Origin of the sequence: Streptomyces sp. PA03-3a (genome assembly GCF_033792735.1) — a bacterium.
In the GTDB taxonomy this organism is placed as follows: Bacteria; Actinomycetota; Actinomycetes; order Streptomycetales; family Streptomycetaceae; genus Actinacidiphila.
Window position 1 is genome coordinate 267513 of sequence record NZ_JARAVM010000006.1, and the last position, 16685, is coordinate 284197.

Annotated in this window: 20 protein-coding genes and 2 pseudogenes; 11 read left to right on the forward strand and 11 right to left on the reverse strand. The window is 74.1% G+C overall.

Annotated features, from left to right (window positions below; genetic code table 11):
* Positions 1 to 126: 126 nt before the first annotated feature.
* Positions 127 to 528 (forward strand): annotated as a pseudogene (locus tag PV342_RS10070) (DJ-1/PfpI family protein); the annotation flags it as partial.
* Positions 529 to 821: 293 nt separating this feature from the next.
* Positions 822 to 1001, forward strand: a complete 180-nt coding sequence (locus PV342_RS10075; RefSeq protein ID WP_500316715.1) for a helix-turn-helix domain-containing protein — start codon at positions 822 to 824, stop codon at positions 999 to 1001.
* A gap of 69 nt (positions 1002 to 1070) precedes the next feature.
* On the opposite strand, the gene PV342_RS10080 is transcribed toward PV342_RS10075, so the two are convergent.
* The gene (locus tag PV342_RS10080; protein ID WP_386992025.1) at positions 1071 to 2120 is read right to left on the reverse strand and encodes a CobW family GTP-binding protein; all 1050 of its coding nucleotides are present in this window, start codon (positions 2118 to 2120) and stop codon (positions 1071 to 1073) included.
* 160 nt (positions 2121 to 2280) lie between these two features.
* Between PV342_RS10080 and PV342_RS10085 the strand changes: the two genes are divergently transcribed.
* Complete coding sequence (locus PV342_RS10085; protein ID WP_400806552.1) at positions 2281 to 2475, forward strand: hypothetical protein; 195 nt, start codon at positions 2281 to 2283, stop codon at positions 2473 to 2475.
* A gap of 46 nt (positions 2476 to 2521) precedes the next feature.
* Here PV342_RS10085 and PV342_RS10090 read toward each other — a convergent pair whose 3' ends face one another.
* Both PV342_RS10090 and PV342_RS10095 read right to left on the reverse strand, forming a co-directional pair.
* Positions 2522 to 2755: a DUF397 domain-containing protein gene (locus PV342_RS10090; RefSeq protein ID WP_386992022.1), complete on the reverse strand. Its 234-nt coding sequence runs from the start codon at positions 2753 to 2755 to the stop codon at positions 2522 to 2524.
* Between the two features lie 225 nt (positions 2756 to 2980).
* The gene (locus PV342_RS10095; protein ID WP_018561580.1) at positions 2981 to 3205 is read right to left on the reverse strand and encodes a DUF397 domain-containing protein; all 225 of its coding nucleotides are present in this window, start codon (positions 3203 to 3205) and stop codon (positions 2981 to 2983) included.
* 203 nt (positions 3206 to 3408) lie between these two features.
* Here PV342_RS10095 and PV342_RS10100 point away from each other — a divergent pair, with 203 nt between their 5' ends.
* On the forward strand, positions 3409 to 3621 hold the full coding sequence (locus PV342_RS10100) for a hypothetical protein (protein WP_018561581.1): 213 nt from the start codon (positions 3409 to 3411) through the stop codon (positions 3619 to 3621).
* Here the strand turns inward: PV342_RS10100 and PV342_RS10105 are convergent.
* Positions 3594 to 4598 (reverse strand): DNA polymerase Y family protein, encoded by a 1005-nt coding sequence (locus PV342_RS10105; protein ID WP_400806544.1) that lies wholly within the window; start codon positions 4596 to 4598, stop codon positions 3594 to 3596. The two genes, PV342_RS10100 and PV342_RS10105, sit on opposite strands and share 28 nt — an antisense overlap.
* Before the next feature lie 91 nt (positions 4599 to 4689).
* Here PV342_RS10105 and PV342_RS10110 point away from each other — a divergent pair, with 91 nt between their 5' ends.
* Together PV342_RS10110 and PV342_RS10115 are read left to right on the forward strand one after the other, a co-directional pair.
* Positions 4690 to 5382: a hypothetical protein gene (locus PV342_RS10110; RefSeq protein WP_400806542.1), complete on the forward strand. Its 693-nt coding sequence runs from the start codon at positions 4690 to 4692 to the stop codon at positions 5380 to 5382.
* Between the two features lie 38 nt (positions 5383 to 5420).
* The gene (locus PV342_RS10115; RefSeq protein WP_026251461.1) at positions 5421 to 5600 is read left to right on the forward strand and encodes a hypothetical protein; all 180 of its coding nucleotides are present in this window, start codon (positions 5421 to 5423) and stop codon (positions 5598 to 5600) included.
* Positions 5601 to 5652: 52 nt separating this feature from the next.
* On the opposite strand, the pseudogene PV342_RS10120 reads toward PV342_RS10115, so the two are convergent.
* A pseudogene (locus PV342_RS10120) lies at positions 5653 to 5886 on the reverse strand (EamA family transporter); the annotation flags it as partial.
* 163 nt (positions 5887 to 6049) lie between these two features.
* Between PV342_RS10120 and ltaE the strand changes: the two are divergent.
* The 3 genes from ltaE (at position 6050) to PV342_RS10135 (ending at position 9485) form a co-directional block, all read left to right on the forward strand.
* Positions 6050 to 7123: a low-specificity L-threonine aldolase gene (gene ltaE, locus PV342_RS10125; protein ID WP_396346957.1), complete on the forward strand. Its 1074-nt coding sequence runs from the start codon at positions 6050 to 6052 to the stop codon at positions 7121 to 7123.
* 168 nt (positions 7124 to 7291) lie between these two features.
* On the forward strand, positions 7292 to 7936 hold the full coding sequence (locus PV342_RS10130; protein WP_400806536.1) for a L,D-transpeptidase family protein: 645 nt from the start codon (positions 7292 to 7294) through the stop codon (positions 7934 to 7936).
* 190 nt (positions 7937 to 8126) lie between these two features.
* Positions 8127 to 9485 (forward strand): RICIN domain-containing protein, encoded by a 1359-nt coding sequence (locus PV342_RS10135; RefSeq protein ID WP_400806534.1) that lies wholly within the window; start codon positions 8127 to 8129, stop codon positions 9483 to 9485.
* A gap of 174 nt (positions 9486 to 9659) precedes the next feature.
* On the opposite strand, the gene PV342_RS10140 is transcribed toward PV342_RS10135, so the two are convergent.
* A complete protein-coding gene (locus PV342_RS10140; protein ID WP_500316690.1) occupies positions 9660 to 9851 on the reverse strand; it encodes a hypothetical protein in 192 nt (63 codons plus the stop codon).
* 378 nt (positions 9852 to 10229) lie between these two features.
* Here PV342_RS10140 and PV342_RS10145 point away from each other — a divergent pair, with 378 nt between their 5' ends.
* On the forward strand, positions 10230 to 10577 hold the full coding sequence (locus PV342_RS10145; protein ID WP_500316692.1) for an SDR family oxidoreductase: 348 nt from the start codon (positions 10230 to 10232) through the stop codon (positions 10575 to 10577).
* On the opposite strand, the gene PV342_RS10150 is transcribed toward PV342_RS10145, so the two are convergent.
* From PV342_RS10150 to PV342_RS10170, 5 genes are all read right to left on the reverse strand, one after another.
* Complete coding sequence (locus PV342_RS10150) at positions 10507 to 11097, reverse strand: lytic polysaccharide monooxygenase auxiliary activity family 9 protein (RefSeq protein ID WP_018561589.1); 591 nt, start codon at positions 11095 to 11097, stop codon at positions 10507 to 10509. The two genes, PV342_RS10145 and PV342_RS10150, sit on opposite strands and share 71 nt — an antisense overlap.
* A gap of 252 nt (positions 11098 to 11349) precedes the next feature.
* Positions 11350 to 12369: a GNAT family N-acetyltransferase gene (locus tag PV342_RS10155; protein ID WP_500316694.1), complete on the reverse strand. Its 1020-nt coding sequence runs from the start codon at positions 12367 to 12369 to the stop codon at positions 11350 to 11352.
* Positions 12370 to 12421: 52 nt separating this feature from the next.
* The gene (locus PV342_RS10160) at positions 12422 to 13054 is read right to left on the reverse strand and encodes a nucleoside/nucleotide kinase family protein (protein WP_329189399.1); all 633 of its coding nucleotides are present in this window, start codon (positions 13052 to 13054) and stop codon (positions 12422 to 12424) included.
* A 49-nt stretch (positions 13055 to 13103) separates the two neighbouring features.
* Positions 13104 to 14189, reverse strand: a complete 1086-nt coding sequence (locus tag PV342_RS10165; protein ID WP_018561592.1) for a sensor histidine kinase — start codon at positions 14187 to 14189, stop codon at positions 13104 to 13106.
* Entirely contained in the window at positions 14186 to 14860 is a 675-nt protein-coding gene (locus PV342_RS10170; RefSeq protein WP_400806520.1) for a response regulator, read from the reverse strand. The genes PV342_RS10165 and PV342_RS10170 overlap by 4 nt, the downstream gene beginning before the upstream one ends.
* 204 nt (positions 14861 to 15064) lie before the next feature.
* On the opposite strand from PV342_RS10170, the gene PV342_RS10175 reads away from it, so the two are divergent.
* Entirely contained in the window at positions 15065 to 16681 is a 1617-nt protein-coding gene (locus tag PV342_RS10175) for an ATP-binding SpoIIE family protein phosphatase (RefSeq protein WP_400806517.1), read from the forward strand.
* Positions 16682 to 16685 lie beyond the last annotated feature (4 nt).

Sequence of the window (16685 nt, forward strand, 5' to 3'; positions counted from 1 at the left end):
TCCCCCAGCGTCGGAAACGACGTCTTGGATACCGTTTCCGTCATGGATGTGGCAGTGGTGGCGTACGACGGCGTGTTCGACTCCGGGCTCTGCGCGGTCCTCGACGTCCTCGATGCGGCCAACGCGATGCGCGAGCAGCTTCCGCAGCCACCGCCCGCCTGGAACGTGACGACGGTCGGGCCGCGCCGCCGGGTCCGCACCGGCGGCGGGCACACGGTGTCGGCGGCGCCCCTCGGCGCGGCCGAGGGGGCCGGCCTGCTGCTCGTCCCGGCGCTCGCGGAGCGGCGGCCGGACGCCCTCGTGGAGCGCGTGTCGGGCCCCGGCACGGCCGCGGTGCGCCGCCTGGTGGCGGCCACGCGCGAGCGCGGCACGCCCGTCGCCTCCGCCTGCACGGGCACCTTCCTGCTCGCCGAGTCCGGCGTGCTCGACGGGCGGCGCGCGACGACGAGTTGGTGGCTGGCCCCGGTCTTCCGGCGGCGCTACCCGGCCGTCACGGTCGACGAGACCCGGATGGTGACCAGCTGCGACGGTGTCACGACGGCGGGCGCCGCCTTCGGCCACGTCGACCTGGCGCTGGCGGTCGTGCGCATGTCCAGCCCGGCACTGGCCGATCTGATCGCGCGGTACCTGGTCGTCGACGAGCGCCCGTCGCAGTCGGCGTACACCATCCCCAGCGCCCTGGCCCAGGCCGACCCGACGGTGCCGCGTTCGAGCGCTGGGTGCGGCTGCGCCTGCACGAGCCGATCGGCATCGCGGAGGCGGCCCGCGCCCTGGGGGTCGGCGAGCGGACCCTGCAGCGGGCCGTACGACGCGTGCTGGGCGTGTCCCCGGTCCGCTTCGTCCAGGACCTGCGCGTCGAACAGGCCACGCACCTGCTGCGCACCACCGACCTGCCCGTCGGGGTCGTGGCCCGCCGGGTGGGTTACGAGCACGCCGCCACCCTGCGCGTCCTCCTCCGCGAGCGCACCGGTGCGACGGCCCGCGCCCTGCGCGGCCGCTGACACCACGGGGACCCGTGGGGACCCGCGGGCGGCGACGGCCGCCGGCCGCCTCCGGGGCGCGCGGGCGCGTCAGGGACGGACGTAGCGCAGGACGCCGAGCATGGCGTCCTCGGTGAGTTCCCGGCCCGGCTCGGCCACGCAGGCGTCGAGAGCCTTGCGCAGGGCGTGCGCGTCGAACCCCGAACCGATCATCACCAGCCGGGTGGCGCGGGCTTCGCCCCGGGACCAGGACGACGGCACGAAGCGAAGGAAGCCGCCGACGGCGTGCAGGGTGTACTTCCGGCGGTGGGCGGGCGCGGCGAAGCGCACGAAACCCTTCATCCGGTAGAGCCCAGCGGGCCTGTCGTCGAGGAACTCCATCAGCCGGCGCGGGTGCAGCGGCGCCTCGGAGGTGAACTCCACGCTGTCGTACGCCGCGTGGAGATGGCCGGTGTGGTCGCCGTCCACGTGGTGCCCGTGGCCGTCGTCGGCGGACAGCTCGTCGAACGACAGCTGGCGGGCGGCCGTGCCGACCGCCGTACGGGCCCGCGGCTCGAAGAGCAGGGCGGGGTCCACTCGGCCGTGGGCGGCCTCGACGAGCGGCGTTCCGGGGGCCACGGCCGCCAGCGCGTCACGCACGCGTTCGCGGCCGGCGGCGTCGACGCGGTCGGTCTTGTTGAGGACGACGAGGTCGGCGGCCCGCACATGGCGGTCGAGTTCGGGGTGCCGCGCACGCACCGCCTCGAACTCGGCGGCGTCGACGACCTCGACCAGCCCGCCGTAGGTGATGGCGGTGTCGGTGCTCGCGAGCAGCAGCCGGATCATGCCCTGGGGCTCGGCCAGACCGCTGGCTTCGATGACGATGACGTCGATGCGGGCCTGCGGACGGGAGAGCCGGGCGAGCATGTCGTCCATCTCGGTGGCGTCGACGGCGCAGCACAGGCAGCCGTTGTCGAGGGCGACCATGGAGTCCACCTGGCCGGCGACGGAGAGGGCGTCGATGTTGATGCTGCCGAAGTCGTTGACGATGGCGCCGATGCGGGTGCCGCCGCTGTTGCGCAGGAGGTGGTTGAGGAGCGTGGTCTTTCCCGAGCCCAGGAATCCCGCGATGACGACGACCGGAATCCGTTGCTTGGCCAAGGCTTCCTCTCCGGGTACGGGCGGCGGCGCCTCATCGTAAGCCCCGCGCACCCCGTGGTGCTTCGTGCGGGTGAACCGGCGCCGGGCGCAGAACCGCGGCGGGGGCGGCGGGGTCTTCCGACGCGTCGACGGGGATGGCCGGACGACGGAGGAGGCGCCCATGGCGGAGCAGGAGGCGGACCGTGGCACGGTCCTGGTGTGCATCGCGGCGGAGGACGAGGAGACGGCGTACCGCATCGTGGACCTGATCTCCGGGCGGCACCCGGCGACGGAACCGCAGGTGCGGCACACCCGCGAGGGCGTGGTGGCGTGCGCGCTGCGGGCACAGACGCTCCGGGTGCTGGGCGACGCGTGACGCGCTCGGCGGGCCGGTCCCACCGGCCCGCCGAGCGAGGGGGACGTCACGGGTGCTGACCGAACTCGCCCTCGCGCACACCTTCCCTGAACGCCCTCCACTCCTGCGCGGTGAACCGCAGGGGCGGCAGGTCCTTGTTCTCGGAATCCCGGATGGCGACGGCTCCGTCGCCGAGGTCCGCCACCTCGACGCACTCCGGCAGGTAACCGCTCTTACTGCTCTTGACCCAGCGCGCGTCCCTCAGGTCCCGCGCGTAGAGGTCGGCCTTTCTCGCTCGCATGGGGAACCCCCGATCGAGGTCCGGTATTGCCTTCCCAACCACCCTGAACCCGATCCCTTCCGCGACGCAACCACCGAGGCCATCAGGTGGTCGCCCCAGGCAACCATATGCTCGACGCAAAGAGGGGGACGCCGCGGTCGACGGGGCTCGGCGGACCCGTTCACCGAGGCCCTCGATCGGCCTCGGCGGACCGGCCCGCCGAGCGGGGTCGATACGCGGTGGGCCTTAACCGAACTCGCCGTCGCGCACGCCCTCCCGGAACGCCGTCCACTCCTCGGCGGTGAACCGCAGGGGCGGCAGGTCCGTGTTGTTCGAGTCGCGGATCGCGACGGCTCCGCCGGCGAGTTCCGCGACCTCGACGCAGGTTTCCCGGTAGGGGCTCTTGCTGCTCTTCACCCAGCGCGCTTCGGTCAGGTCGCGCGCGTAGAGGTCGGCCTTCATCCCGTGCATGAGAAGCTCCGTTCGATGCTCGATCGGAAGTTCCCTCTTCCCACCCTTGCCCCGTTCCGGCGACCTCGCAACCGGCGCCGCGCCAGGGACCGGCGCGAGGCCCACGGCCAGGTCAAGTGCCCGTGACCGAAGGGACTCTGACGGAACGTCGAACGCCGATCGCACCCTGTCGCGAAACACCGGAACCAGGCAGTATCGAACACATGGCGGCATCATCGGGATGTGACGTCTGCGGGCGGGAGGACGACACCGTCCGCGACTGCGGCATCCGTCATCTCCCGCTCGCCGTGTGCGACGGGTGCTTCGCGGACATGGCGCGGGCCCGGCGCGCACCACTGCCCCGCCCCCTTGACGGGGCGGAGGTGATGGCCGCCGTGCTGGAGGCGCTTCACGAGGACAGCCGGCGCTCCTCCTGAGCGGGGCCGGGCGCGGGCGGATCCGCGAAGGTCGACGGCAGCACGGCCCGTCCGCGGCCCGCACCGACCGGCACGGAACGGGCTCGGCGAAGGTCGGCCGCGGACAGCCCCTCGGCGCGCAGCGCCACCGCCCGCACGGGGGCGCCGTGCCGACCGAGGGCCTCATGCATGGCGTAGGCGGCCTCGGCGAGTTCCCCGGGGTCGGAGGTGGGCTCCGGCAGGCTGCGGCTGCGGCTGACGGACGAGCCGCCGGCGAGCCGGACGGTCAGGGTGAGCCCGGTGGCGGTGCGGCCCGTGCTGCGCAGCCGGTCCCCGAGGCCGAGCCCGAGTTCGAGGACGGCCCGGCTCAGCGCACCCTGGTCGGTGGGGTCGGTGGCGTCGGCGGTGAAGAGACGGTCGGCGGCGAGCGAGCCGGGCGGGTGCTCGGGCGTGATCGGGGCGGGGTCGAGGCCGTGCGCGCGTTCCCACACGCCGCGCCCGGTGTCGGCGCCGAGGACCGCTTGGATCTCGGGCAGCGGCGCGGCGGCGACCTCCCCGACGGTGTACAGCCCGGCCGCCGCCAGCGTCCGGACGGCCTCCGGGGTGATCCCGGGAAGGGCCGCCACCGGTTTGGCCCGCAGGAAGTCGGCGACGGCCCGCGGATCGGAGTCGACGGCCCGGATCCGGCCGACGAGCACGTCGCAGGCGGCCATGGCGGCGACCGTGCGGCTTCCGGCGACGCCGATCGTGAGGCTCACGTCGTACAGGGCCGAGGCCCGGGTGCTGATCATGAGGGCGAGCTGCTCGGGCAGCAGCCCGTAGAAGCTCACCGCGGAGCGTACGTCGGCCACGACCGCGTCCGGCGGTTCGGCGCGGACGACGGGGGTGAACCGGCCGACGAGCCCGGCCAGCGCCGCGAGCGTCGCCGGATCGGTCCCGCCGCAGCGGATGTACAGCACGCAGGGACCGGGGTCCTGGTGCGGCTCGGCTTCGACCATGGTGTGTCCGCCTCCACCTCTTTCGAACAACTGCTCGATTTCGAGTGTAGGGCATTCCGGCCCCCCGCGTCCGCCTCATAGGGTGCGTCGCATGACCCTGACCGCCGTCCAGCGCCGAGCCCTGCTGGAGTCCGACGCCAACACCGGTCAGCTCGGCGCACGCGAACCGACCTGCGCCGCGCTGGCCAGGCAGGGCCTCGCCGTGCGCTACGGGCGCACCGGCGGCTACTACCTCACCCAGGAGGGCCGCCGGGTCCGCACCGAACTGGCCCGCGTGGAGCCCCCCGCCCAGGAGTCCGGGGTGGCGCCCGCCGTCGCTCCCGGCCCGGAACCGGAGCCGGTTCCGGAACCCGGCTTCGCGGCCGACGACGGGCACGGCACGGGCACCGCCGCCCCCCGCCGCGCCGCCGAGGTCGCGTCGGCCTGGTCGGGGCTGCTGGAGATCCGCCGTGTCCTGCAGGACGGCGACACCACGCGCCCCGCGCCCTGGGAGCGCGAACGCCTTGTCCACGCCGTCGCCCTGGCGCTGGAGGCGGCCGGCCGGCCTCCGTCCCGGCGCGACGCCGCCGGGCGGCCCTCGGCCACCGGATACGCCGTAGCGCCCTCCGCCCAGAGCGGGGTCGCCGAGGTGTCCTGGCACTCGCCCGCCGGAGACGCCGCCGGCACCGCCGAGGCCGAGCTGACCCGGTGCCAGGGCGTACTGGAGGCGTACGGCTGGCAGTGCACGCTGCACCACGACCGCCGGCGGAGGGCGTTCCTGCTGGTTTCGCCGCGGAGGGCGTGAGGGAGCAGGATGGAGGCAGCGAGCGTAGGAGGTCCGCCATGAAGTCCACGTCCTCGGACGCCGATCCGTTCCTCTACGCCGAGACCCCGTCCCAGGCGGAGGGGGAGCGGATCTACGACGAAGCCGAGCGCAGCACGATGGAGATCCACCCGGACGTGCCCCGGACGACCCCCTCCCAGGCGGAGGGCGAGCGCATGGACGACATCCCGCCCCAGTGACCCGGGGCGGGAACGGGCCGGCAGGCCGAAAGTCCGTCCGTCGGGTGATCCGTCAGCGGTCCCTGCGGGAGAGCGCCGCCAGGGCCGGGAGGAGTACGGCCAGTCCCGCCCAGGACAGCGGAGTCGGCCGCTCGGCGAGCACGGCGACGCCGAGCAGCGCGGCCACGGCGGGCTCGGCCAGGGTGAGCGTGGTGGCCACCGAGGCCGGTGTGTGCCGCAGCCCGAGTCCGAAGAGCCGGTAGGCCAGGAACGTCGTCAGCACGGCGAGGTACAGCACCACGGCGGCGCCGCGCGGTGTGGCGAGCCTGTCGGCCGGATGGCCTGCCGGGGGCGGGGGTCTGAACCGTCAGTGAGCGCGCCCGGTCAGGCGCACAGCGGCGGAAGGACGACGTGCCAGTAGGAATTCACCCGACGATCCTACCGATGGGCGGGCATGGCAGGGTGACCGTATGCCGATCACTGATGTCACCGATGAGCAGCCCGGACGGGTCGTCGACCTGCGCAGCGACACCGTCACGCGGCCCGGCGCGGACATGCGCCGGGCCATGGCGGAGGCCGAGGTGGGCGACGACGTCTTCGCCGACGACCCGACGGTCAACGCCCTCCAGGAGCGGATCGCGGAGCGGCTCGGCTTCGAGGCGGCGCTGTTCGTCTCGTCCGGCACGCAGAGCAACCTGTGCGCGCTGCTGACGCACTGCGGCCGCGGTGACGAGTACATCGCCGGGCAGTCGGCGCACGTGTACCGCTGGGAGGGCGGCGGCGGTGCGGTGCTCGGCGGGATCCAACCGCAGCCGCTGCCCCACCGGGCGGACGGGACGCTGGACCCGGCCGACATCGCGGCCGCGGTGAAGCCGGACGATCCGCACTTCCCGCGCACCCGGCTGCTGTGCCTGGAGGACACCATCGGCGGCCGGGCCGTCCCGGTGGACTACCTGCGGGCCGCGACCGGGCTGGCGCGCGAGCACGGGCTGGCCACGCACCTCGACGGGGCGCGGCTGTTCAACGCCGCGGTGGCCGCGGGCGGCGACCCGTACGAACAGGCGCGGCTGATCGCCGGCCACTTCGACAGCGTCTCGGTCTGCTTCAGCAAGGGCCTGGGCGCCCCGGTCGGTTCCGCGCTGCTGGGCAGCCGGGAGTTCGTGGCGCGGGCGCTGCGCTGGCGCAAGGCGCTCGGCGGCGGGATGCGGCAGGCGGGCATCCTTGCGGCGGGTGCGCTGTACGCGCTGGAGCACCAGGTGGCGCGCCTCGCCGAGGACCACGCGAACGCGGCGCTGTTCGCGGAGGGGATCAAGGGCGTGCCGGGTCTGGTGGTGGGCGACGCCCAGACCAACATGGTCTTCGCCGAGCCGGCGCCGGGGCTGTCCGCCGAGGAGGTGCAGGAGCGTCTCGCACGGCGCGGGCTGCGCTGCGCCGGCTACCCCGGGCGGCTGCGCTTCGTCTTCCACCTGGACGTCTCGCGCGCCGACACGGAGGAGGCCGTGCGCATCGTCCGCGAGACCCTCGACGGCGCCCCGCGCGGCTAACGACCCACCGGTTCCGTTTCCCACGCCGGTCGTTCCGCAACCTCCGGTGGCTCCCGGTTGTCCTAGGGGGTGAGGCCGTCGCGCGACGGCCTCACCGGGGAAGGGGAAGCGATGAGAGCGGGAGCGTCAGCGGGACGACGGGCGGGGGCCGCCCTCGCGGTGGCGGTGATGGCCGTGACACCGGTCGTGGCGGGGGGCGGCACGGCGCAGGCCGCATCGTGCACGACGAGCAAGGGGCCGTACCAGAAGCAGGTGGAGAAGTTCCTGGGACGGCCGGTGGACGGGAAGCAGTCGGCGGCCGACTGCAAGGCGATACGCGCCTTCCAGACGAAGTACGGGATATCGCCGAACATCGGCTACGCGGGGCCGGTGACCTGGGGCGTCATGAAGATCATGAACGCCCAGAAGGCGGCGGGCAGCAATCCGAACAAGGCCGGCAAGTGCCCCACGAACAAGGGGCGGATCGCGTGCGTGGACCTCACGCGGCAGCTGAGCTGGATACAGGACGGCAAGAAGCTGAAGTACGGGCCGGTCCCGGTGCGCACCGGCCGCAACGGCTACGAGACCCGCACCGGCGCCAAGAAGGTCTACTGGCGGAACATCGACCACTGGTCGACGCTGTACAACGTCGCCATGCCGTACAGCCAGTTCTTCGACGGGGGGCAGGCGTTCCACTCGATCGCGGGGAGCGTGTGGTCGCCGCCGGGGTCGCACGGCTGCGTGAACATGCGCAAGGCGGACGCCAAGAAGTACTGGAGCCTGCTGAAGAACGGTGACGACGTGTACGTGTACGGGCGCAAGCCCGGTACGTGAGGGGGCTCGACGCCGGTGGGGCGGGCGGGACCGGGCGGGCCTCCGTTCGGGACCGCCCGCCCCTTCTTGGTCCAGACCTCTTGACGGGGTGTGGGGGCGGCAGTTCAATCACGGCGTGAACTAAGCCTTGAACAAAGACGGACGGGAATCCCGTGCCCCCACGCACGAGGTTCCAAGAAATGTCAGGTGCATGATTGTCATGCACCCACCCCCGTCCGTCGCCCCCACGACCGCCCCGAAAGGCAGCGCCCCTGTGAAGGCACTCCCCCCACGCCCCCGCCCGCGCCGACTCCCGCGCACCCGCGGCCTGTTCGCCGCCGGCCTCGCCGGGCTCCTCGCCCTCGCCGCCCTCACCACCACCGACACCGGCGACCGCCCAATCCCCGCGGCCCCCGCCGCCACCGCCGCCGTCACCACCTTCGCCGACGAGTTCGACGGGCCGGCCGGCAGCGCCGTGGACGGCGGCAAGTGGCAGATCGAGACCGGCGACAACGTCAACAACCACGAGCGGCAGTTCTACACCGCCGGCAACCGCAACGCGGCCCTCGACGGCCAGGGCCATCTCGTCATCACCGCCCGCAAGGAGAACCCCGCCGGCTACCAGTGCTGGTACGGCAGTTGCCAGTACACCTCCGCCCGGCTCAACACCGCGGGCCGCTTCACCACCACCTACGGCCACGTCGAGACCAGGATGAAGGTCCCGCGCGGCCAGGGCATGTGGCCCGCGTTCTGGATGCTGGGCAACGACATCGGCGACGTCGGCTGGCCCGCCAGCGGCGAGATCGACATCATGGAGAACGTCGGCTTCGAGCCCGGCACCGTGCACGGCACGATCCACGGGCCCGACTACTTCGGCTCGGGCGGCATCGGCGCCGGCTACACCCTGCCGGGCGGACAGGCCTTCGCCGACGCGTTCCACACCTTCGCCGTCGACTGGAACCCGGACTCCATCAGCTGGTCCGTCGACGGCACCGTCTACCAGCGGCGCACCCCCGCCGACCTCGGCGGCCGCCAGTGGGTGTTCAACAAGCCGTTCTTCGTCATCCTCAACCTCGCCGTGGGCGGCTACTGGCCGGGCGACCCCGACGGCAGCACCGCCTTCCCGCAGCAGCTGGTCGTCGACTACGTCCGCGTCACCACCTCCGACGGCGGGGGCGGGGGCGGCACCACCGGCCGCATCACGGGCCTGGCGGGCAAGTGCGTCGACGTCGCCGGGGCCAACCCCGCCAACGGCACACCCGTCCAGCTCTACGACTGCAACGGCACCGCCGCCCAGCAGTGGACCACGGCATCCGACGGCACCCTGCGCGCCCTCGGCAAGTGCCTGGACGTCAAGGACTTCGGCACCGCCGACGGATCCCAGCTGCAGCTGTGGGACTGCGCCGGCGGCACCAACCAGAAGTGGGTCCTGTCCGGGGCGCGCGACATCGTCAATCCGCAGGCGAACAAGTGCCTGGACGTCACCGGCAACAACTCGGCCAACGGCACCAGGCTCCAGCTGTGGACCTGCACCGGCGGCGCCAACCAGAAGTGGACACTGACCCCCTGACCCCCCCCCTGAGCTCCTGACCTCCCCGACCCCAGGTCCTCCGCCCCCCGACCCTGATCCCGGGGCGGAGGACCCGGAAACTGACGGCCCGTCATGACATCGTCACCCCATGACGGACCCCCTCCCCCTCGCCGGACGCGCGGCGCTGGTCACCGGCGCGTCCGGCGGGATCGGTCAGGCCGTCGCCGCGGAACTGCCGCCGCCGCCGGCCCCCGCACCCTGCTCACGGCCCGCGACCCGGCCCGGCTGGAGGCGGCGGCCGGGCGGCTGCGCGCCGCCGGTCACACCGGGGCCACCCCGGCCGGGACGGTTGCCGACCCCGGCCACCTCGCGGCCCGACGTGCCCGGCGCCCTCGGTGCAGACATTGACCACCGTGCCGCCGTGCTCGCGCATCCAGGTCCGCCACACCGGCTGGGTCAGCCGCAGGGGTGCCTCGACGTTGACCGTGAACGCGGTGCGCCACAGGTCCGGGTCGGCGTCCGCGAGAGGCCCGTACGGAGGTTGGTGGCGGCGTTGCCGACCAGGACGTCCAGGCCGCCGAGCGCGCGCACCGCCAGTGCCGCGCACCGCGAACGTCGGCGCCCACGGCACCAGCAAGGCGGCGCTGCTGCACCTGACGATGCAGCGCGCGGGCGAACTCGGCCCGGCGTACGGGTCAACGCGGTCTCCCCCGGCCTGGTGCGCACCGAGATGGCGCGCTCGGGTGGCAGGGCGCGGAGGGCGCGATCGCCGCCGGGCTGCCGATGGGACGCATCGGGGAACCCGGCGACGCGGCCCGGGCCGTGCGCCGGCTGGTCTCGGACGAGGCGGCCTGGGTCACGGGCACCGAGCTGGTGGTGGACGGCGGCGGGACACGCGTCCGCGCCGCCCGCACCGGTTGCGGCCGGCACGAACGTCGCGGCCGGCGCGGAGGGATCGGGCACCGGCTCCGGCGGAGGCACCCCCGCCGGAGCCGGCGCCGTACGGGAGCGGCTGCTCGGCCGCCGGCCCGCTCCGGACGCCTAGGCCCGCTCCGGACGCCTAGAACTGCACGTCGGAGCAGGCGTAGAAGGCGTTCCCGGTGTCCGCGACGGACCAGACGGCCAGGATGATGTGCTTCCCGGTCCGGCTGGGCATGGTGCCCTGGTGGGTGACGGTGGCGGGCGGCCTGGCGCCGTTGTAGTCGACGGTCAGGAACGGCGTCAGGGTCAGCGCGGAGCGGGTGAGCGGCCGGCTGGGGTCGAAGCCCTGCTTGGTGATGTAGTACCTGAAGTCGCTCGTCGCGTGTGACGCGGTGAACTGCCAGCGGAAGCTGTAACTCTGGTTGGCCGTCACCTTGGTGGCGGGCCAGCCGGTGCCGCCGCGCGGGTTGTCGAGCTGGGCGAACCGGCTGTTGCCACCGGCGCAGAGGGTGCCGTCGGAGGGGCCGAGGGACGGGAACCCCTTGGGGCCCTCGACGCTCTGCGGCTCCCACTGGATGTCGCCGCAGTTGGTCACGGCGCCGTTGGCGCAGAGCTTCTGACGGCTGATGGGGGCGTCGGTGTAGCCGTGGCTCCAGGCGCTGCCGGTGCCGAGCACGGACAGCACCGCGAGGCCCAGACCGACGACGGCGGGGCCGAATTTCCTGTGCATGCTTCGCTCCTCGGAGAACGTGGGGGAGTTCTGAGAGCAGTGCGCAGCCTGCAGGCACTAGGTCTAGACCAACAGCGAAGGTACTCCCATGGATTGGTCATGTCCAGACCAAGAACAAGGGGAAGCCCCGGCCAGGACGGGGGGATCTGGCCGGGGCAGCTGGGGAGTTCGCCGCGGACGCTCCTGGGTCCGCCGGGCGAGCTGATATTAGTTTAACAGTGAAGGAGGAGTGCTTCGCACCACTCAAACCTGTCAACGTTGTGGTGTGACGCACATGCGCGGGTCCAGCACCCGCTGCAGCCGGTACGCCACCGGCCGGAAGCCCACCGCCGGCCAGTGCCCCGCCGACACCGGCGAACCCGCCGGCCAACTGGCCGTGATGTACCGGTAACCGCTGTCGTACGCCCACGCCAGCGCCGTCGCGAGCAGCACCCGGCTGATGCCCTCGCCCCGCGCGGCCTGGGTCACGTACGCCTCGACCAGTTCCACGCACCCGTCGGGCACGACCGGGCCAGGGGCCGCCGGCGTCAGCACCACCATGCCGACCTCCTCTCCCCTGCGGGCCGCGACCCACGCCCCGCAGCGCGCGTCGGCCAGGGTGTCGGCGTAGTGCGTCCGCAACGTCGCGAGCGCGCCATCGGGTTGCGGCCGGAACACCGCCGTGCCGCGGTCGGCGCGTGCCGCCTCCACCGCCATCCGCCCGATGCGGTCCAGGTCTCCGGGCCCCGCACGGCGCACCGACAGCGCGTCCACCCCGCGCGGCTGCCGCCCGCGCGGCCGCACCGCCATCAGGCCCCGCACCCGCTCCAGGCCGAAGCCGGTCCGGAACCAGGCGGAGGCCACCGCCTCGTCGGCCGGCAGGTCCACGTAGTGCACGTGCCGGCGCTCCGCGACCAGGCGCGCCGCCACCGCCGCGTACAGCCCGCGCAGCACGTCCTCCCCCACCCCGTCCCGGCCGCCGCGCAGCGCGTGCCCGCCGTAGGAGACCAGCGCGGAACGCGGATGGGCGCGCAGCACCTCCCGGTCGTCGTCCCCGAGGTCCAGCGGGGTCGCGGCGAGGTAGCCGGTGACCGTCCCGTCGCCGCCCCGGGCGAGGACGGCCTCCACGCCCGGCCCGGCCAGGACCTTGCCGAGCAGTTCCTCCCCCGGCGGCGCGCCGGTCCGGCCCGGCTGGTGGGGCAGCGCCTTGCGGGTCCTGGCGTACCAGCGGTCGAGGAGGGCCGCTGCCTCGGGGACGTGCTCGGTGGTCAGCGGGGCGATGGCGACAGTCATGGTGGACCGGGACGCTAACGGTCCCGGCGGGGCGGCGGCAAGGGCCGTCGCGTCACCCGGTCCAGGCCGGGTGACGCGGGTCGTCGGTGTGCACCACGACGTCCGCGGTCGCGGCGGGTGCGGCCTCCTGCTCGTAACGGGCGTACGCCGGGAGCGTCCAGCGCTCCTCCTGCGGCGTGCGCCTGGCCAGGGCCGCCCCCGACATCCTGAGGTGGACGCAGAGGTCGAAGGGGAAGCCGTAGCCCTGCAGCAGCGCGCCCTCCAACAACAGCACGCCCCCGGGCGGGAGTTCCTCGTACGCGGCCCGCGTCGCGCGGTCGGTCGCCGGATCCCGCAGCGAGGGCAGCACCCGCCCGGTGCCGCCCGGCGCGAGCGGGCCGAAGGCCTCCCGCCACAGCGCGCCCGTGTCCAGCCAGCGCTCGTAGAAGGCGTCGGGATCATGGCGCCCGAGTTCGTAGCGCTGCGAGGCGGGCCGCCAGTAGGTGTCCGCCCGTACCCGCACGACCGGCCGGCCCCGCAGCCGCAGTGCCTCCGTCAGCGCCTCCCCCAGCGCGTGCGGGCGCGTGGCGGGTGCCCCGTCGATGGCGACCCGGGGGCGCTCGCCGCCGTCGTCCGGCTTCAGCTCCAGCACGCGGTCGGCGACGGCATCGGTCAGCCGTTCCCAGGTCACAGGCGTCAGTCGCACGCCCTCCATACTGCCGGTCGGGGTCCGCGCCCGCGCAGGCGGCCCGTGTTCACCCCCCGCCGGCGACCTCGCCGCGGAGCTCGCAGGGGGGCTCGCCCGGCCCCCACGGCACCCGCAGGTCGACGGTCGTGCCCTCGCCCGGGGCGCTGCGGACGGTGAGCCGGGCGTCGATGAGCTCCGCACGCTCGCGCATCGCCGACATGCCGATGCCGCGGGTCTGCGGCGAAGGCGACGCGGCGGCGCGGGGGGCGGCGCGGCCCGCGGCGGTCGCCGCGGCCATCCCGTGCCCGTTGTCGGTGATCGCCACGTGCACGTAACGCTGGTCGCTCTCCAGGTTGACCACCACCCGGGTCGGCTCGGCGTGCTTCACGGCGTTGGTGATCGCCTCCTGGACGATCCGGTACATCTGCGCCTGCGTCTCGGCCGTGAGCCTCCCGCAGACGGTGTCCGCCTGCGGGCCGAGCCGCAACTCGGTGCGGATGCGGTACGTCTCGAAGGAGCGCCGGCACAGCGCCTGCAGCGCCGGCTGCAGACCCAGCTCGTCCAGGACGACGGGGCGCAGGTCGACGATCAGATGCCGCAGCGAGACGATCTGGTTGCCGACCAGGCCGCGCGCCTGGTCGATGGCCTCCCGCATGGCCTCGGGCCGCCCGTCCGCGGCGGCGGTGGACAACACCACCTGCACCGCGCCGAGTTCCTGCAGGGTGTCGTCGTGCAGCTCGCGCGCCCAGCGGCGGCGCTCGCGCTCCTCGCCGTCGTGCCGGGCCCTGACCCGCTCCCTGCGCAGCCTGGTCTCCCGGCGTGCCGAGGAACGGACGGCGAACAGGGCGTAGGCGACCAGCAGCAGCGGCAGCACGTGCAGGACGTTCAGCGAGGGCTGCTGGGCGACACGGACCGTCCCGGCCACGGTCAGCATCAGCGCGAAGGCGATGGCCACGATCAGCCACATCCGCTGCCGCGGCGCCACCAGGGGGGTGAGGAGCAGATAGCAGACCGCGGAGGCCAGGGCGAGGGCGAGCTCCCAGGCCTGCGAGCGGTCGGTGACCTCCATGACGGTCGCCGCCGCCAGGAGGCAGGTGCCCAGCCCCTCGAGGGCCAGGCGCGTCCCGGTCCTTCCTGGGCCGGACGGCGTCATGCCACCAGCCCGCGCTCTCTGGCCGCCGCGATCAGCTCGGCCCGGCTCTCCTTGCCGAGCTTGTCCCGCAGCCGCGACCGGTGGGTCTCCACCGTCCGTACGGAGACGAACAGCCGCCGGGCGATCTCCTGGTTGGTGTGCCCCAGCGCCAGCAGGGTCAGGACCTGCGCCTCGCGGTCGGTGAGCGGCTCCTCGTGGTGCCGCTCCGCCAGGTCCAGGTCCTCCACGGCGAGCCGGGCACCGAGCGAGGGCTGGACGTAGGTGGCACCACACGCCACCTGGTGGGCGGCGGCGATCAGTTCCTCGGCGGCGGCCTCCTTGAGCAGGTAGCCGGCGGCGCCCGTGCGCAGCGCCTCGCGGGCGAACGCCGGGTCCTCCTGCATGGTCAGCACCAGGATGCGCGTCCTGGGTGACTCGGCCAGGAGTGCCGGTATCGTCGGGAGGCTGGATCTGCCGGACATCGTCAGGTCCAGGACGAGCACCCGCGGATGGTGGCGCCGTACGGCCTCCAGCGTCTCGGGGACGGTGGACGTCTCGGCGACGATCTCGAAGGCCGGGTCGGCGGCCATGAGCAGCCGCATGCCCGCGCGGACCACCAGGTGGTCGTCGGCGAGTACGACCGTGATGACCGGGTGCGGCTGCCTGCCGTCGGAGCGGCTAAGGACGTCCATAGCACATACGGTAGATCGCGCGCGCGCGGGGGGCAGCCCGCGCCGCCGGTGTTGCGGGAAACCCGCACTCACATCTGCGGGACATCCCCGATGACCTCTGCGGACGGACAGGGATGCGTTCGCGCGGACCGCGCTGCACGCTCGATGACAGTGCTTGAAAGGGCCACCAACCGCCGACCCCACACCTCACCCGAGGCGAACGTCATGCTCTGTGCCACCCTCCCGCCCCAGGCCGGCCCTGCGGACCGGCCGTGGTCCTACGACGCAGCCCAGCAGCTCGTGGATTCAGCCGTGCCGACCGTGGCCGACTTCGCCGCCGTCGAGGTGTCGGACGCCACCGTCTCCGAGCAGGCGGCCATCTCGGGCCTGCCCGCCACCGGACTCGCCTTCCGGCGGGGCGCCTTCCGGGCGGCCCGGGGCGCGGCGATCCCGCGCGCCTACGAGGTCGGCGAGGTCAGCAGCCTGCCGGCCAGGACGCCGTACCACGCGCCGCTGACCGACCTGCGGCCGCATCTGGTGATGAACCTCCGCCCGCAGACGGGATGGCTCACCCGCGACCCGGTGCGCGCCCCCCTTCTGCGGATCTCCGGCACGCACTCCCTGCTCGTGATGCCCCTGGACGTCGGGGGTGTCGTCCTCGGCATCGCGGCCTTCTACCGCACGACGGGCTCCCCCGCCTTCTCGCGCGCCGACCTGGTGCTGGCCGGCACCCTGGCCCGCAAGGCGGCCCGGCTGCTGGACGGCGCCCGCCGGCGCCTGGTCCAGAACGCCGCCGGGCGCATCCTGCAGGAGGCGCTGCTGGCACCGCAGGGCCCGCGGGTCAGCGCGATCGAGGATCCGCGCGGGCACCTGCCGTCCTCCGCGGCCCCCGGCGCCTGGGTGGACGTCATCCCGCTACCCAGTGCCCGGGTGGCCCTGGTGACGGGTACGGTCCGCGGGCAGGGCCTCTCCGCGGCGACCGCGATGAGCCAGCTCAAGGCCGCGGTCCGGGCCCTGGTGCTGCTGGACATGAGCCCCGGTGAGGTCATCTCGCGGCTCCACCGGCCCGCCGCGACCCCCGTGGGCAACGAGGCCGACCGGTGCCTGATCGTCGTCTACGACCCCGTGGCCTGCCGCTGCACCGTGGCGTGCGGCGGCTGCACGGCCGCCGCGCCGGCGCAACCCCCGGGCGCGGCGGACGGGGACGGCCCCGCGCCCGGCGAGCCGGAGGTCACCGAGTGCGACGTGCCGCCCGGCAGCGTGCTGGTGCTCAGCTGCGGAACGGACGGGACCCACGCCGGCGCGCAGGAGGCCGGCCAGGTGACCGGGCTGCGTGTGCTGCCCGCCGCCGACGCGGCGGCCGCGGACCCGGCGACGGTGCTCGACGGCGTCCTGCGCACGGCCGCTCCCGGCACGGACCCGGTGCTCCTGGCCGCCCGCACCCGCTGCCTGGACTCCGACGACGTCGCCACGCGCGAGGTGGCCAACGACCCCGCGGCGGTGGCGGACGCACGGGACTGGGCGGACCGGCTGCTGACCGAGTGGAAACTGCCGGAGCTGGCCTTCACCACCACCCTGGTCGTCAGCGAACTCGTCACCAACGCCATCCGGTACTCCACGGGGCCGATCCGGTTGCGCCTCATCCGCGACCGGGTCCTGGTCTGCGAGGTGTCGGACTCCTGCAGCGCCGCCCCGCACCCACGTCACGCCTCGCCCAGCGACCAGGACGGGCGCGGGCTGGCCATCGTCGCGCAGCTCACCGACGCCCAGGGCACCCGCTACACCGCGACGGGCAAGACGGTGTGGGCGGAGCAGCTCATCATCCCGCCGGTCGCCGCGTAGGCCC

What these genes read in the sequence shown, in the direction of transcription:
- PV342_RS10145 (WP_500316692.1), top strand. Translation starts at nt 10,230, where the DNA reads ATGGGACGCATCGGGGAACCCGGCGACGCGGCCCGGGCCGTGCGCCGG.
- PV342_RS10105 (WP_400806544.1), bottom strand. Translation starts at nt 4,598, where the DNA reads ATGGTCGAAGCCGAGCCGCACCAGGACCCCGGTCCCTGCGTGCTGTAC.
- PV342_RS10170 (WP_400806520.1), bottom strand. Translation starts at nt 14,860, where the DNA reads ATGGACGTCCTTAGCCGCTCCGACGGCAGGCAGCCGCACCCGGTCATC.
- ltaE (WP_396346957.1), top strand. Translation starts at nt 6,050, where the DNA reads ATGCCGATCACTGATGTCACCGATGAGCAGCCCGGACGGGTCGTCGAC.
- PV342_RS10130 (WP_400806536.1), top strand. Translation starts at nt 7,292, where the DNA reads ATGGCCGTGACACCGGTCGTGGCGGGGGGCGGCACGGCGCAGGCCGCA.
- PV342_RS10085 (WP_400806552.1), top strand. Translation starts at nt 2,281, where the DNA reads ATGGCGGAGCAGGAGGCGGACCGTGGCACGGTCCTGGTGTGCATCGCG.
- PV342_RS10115 (WP_026251461.1), top strand. Translation starts at nt 5,421, where the DNA reads ATGAAGTCCACGTCCTCGGACGCCGATCCGTTCCTCTACGCCGAGACC.
- PV342_RS10175 (WP_400806517.1), top strand. Translation starts at nt 15,065, where the DNA reads ATGCTCTGTGCCACCCTCCCGCCCCAGGCCGGCCCTGCGGACCGGCCG.
- PV342_RS10100 (WP_018561581.1), top strand. Translation starts at nt 3,409, where the DNA reads ATGGCGGCATCATCGGGATGTGACGTCTGCGGGCGGGAGGACGACACC.
- PV342_RS10165 (WP_018561592.1), bottom strand. Translation starts at nt 14,189, where the DNA reads ATGACGCCGTCCGGCCCAGGAAGGACCGGGACGCGCCTGGCCCTCGAG.
- PV342_RS10090 (WP_386992022.1), bottom strand. Translation starts at nt 2,755, where the DNA reads ATGCGAGCGAGAAAGGCCGACCTCTACGCGCGGGACCTGAGGGACGCG.
- PV342_RS10135 (WP_400806534.1), top strand. Translation starts at nt 8,127, where the DNA reads ATGATTGTCATGCACCCACCCCCGTCCGTCGCCCCCACGACCGCCCCG.
- PV342_RS10155 (WP_500316694.1), bottom strand. Translation starts at nt 12,369, where the DNA reads ATGACTGTCGCCATCGCCCCGCTGACCACCGAGCACGTCCCCGAGGCA.
- PV342_RS10095 (WP_018561580.1), bottom strand. Translation starts at nt 3,205, where the DNA reads ATGCACGGGATGAAGGCCGACCTCTACGCGCGCGACCTGACCGAAGCG.
- PV342_RS10110 (WP_400806542.1), top strand. Translation starts at nt 4,690, where the DNA reads ATGACCCTGACCGCCGTCCAGCGCCGAGCCCTGCTGGAGTCCGACGCC.
- PV342_RS10140 (WP_500316690.1), bottom strand. Translation starts at nt 9,851, where the DNA reads ATGTCTGCACCGAGGGCGCCGGGCACGTCGGGCCGCGAGGTGGCCGGG.
- PV342_RS10150 (WP_018561589.1), bottom strand. Translation starts at nt 11,097, where the DNA reads ATGCACAGGAAATTCGGCCCCGCCGTCGTCGGTCTGGGCCTCGCGGTG.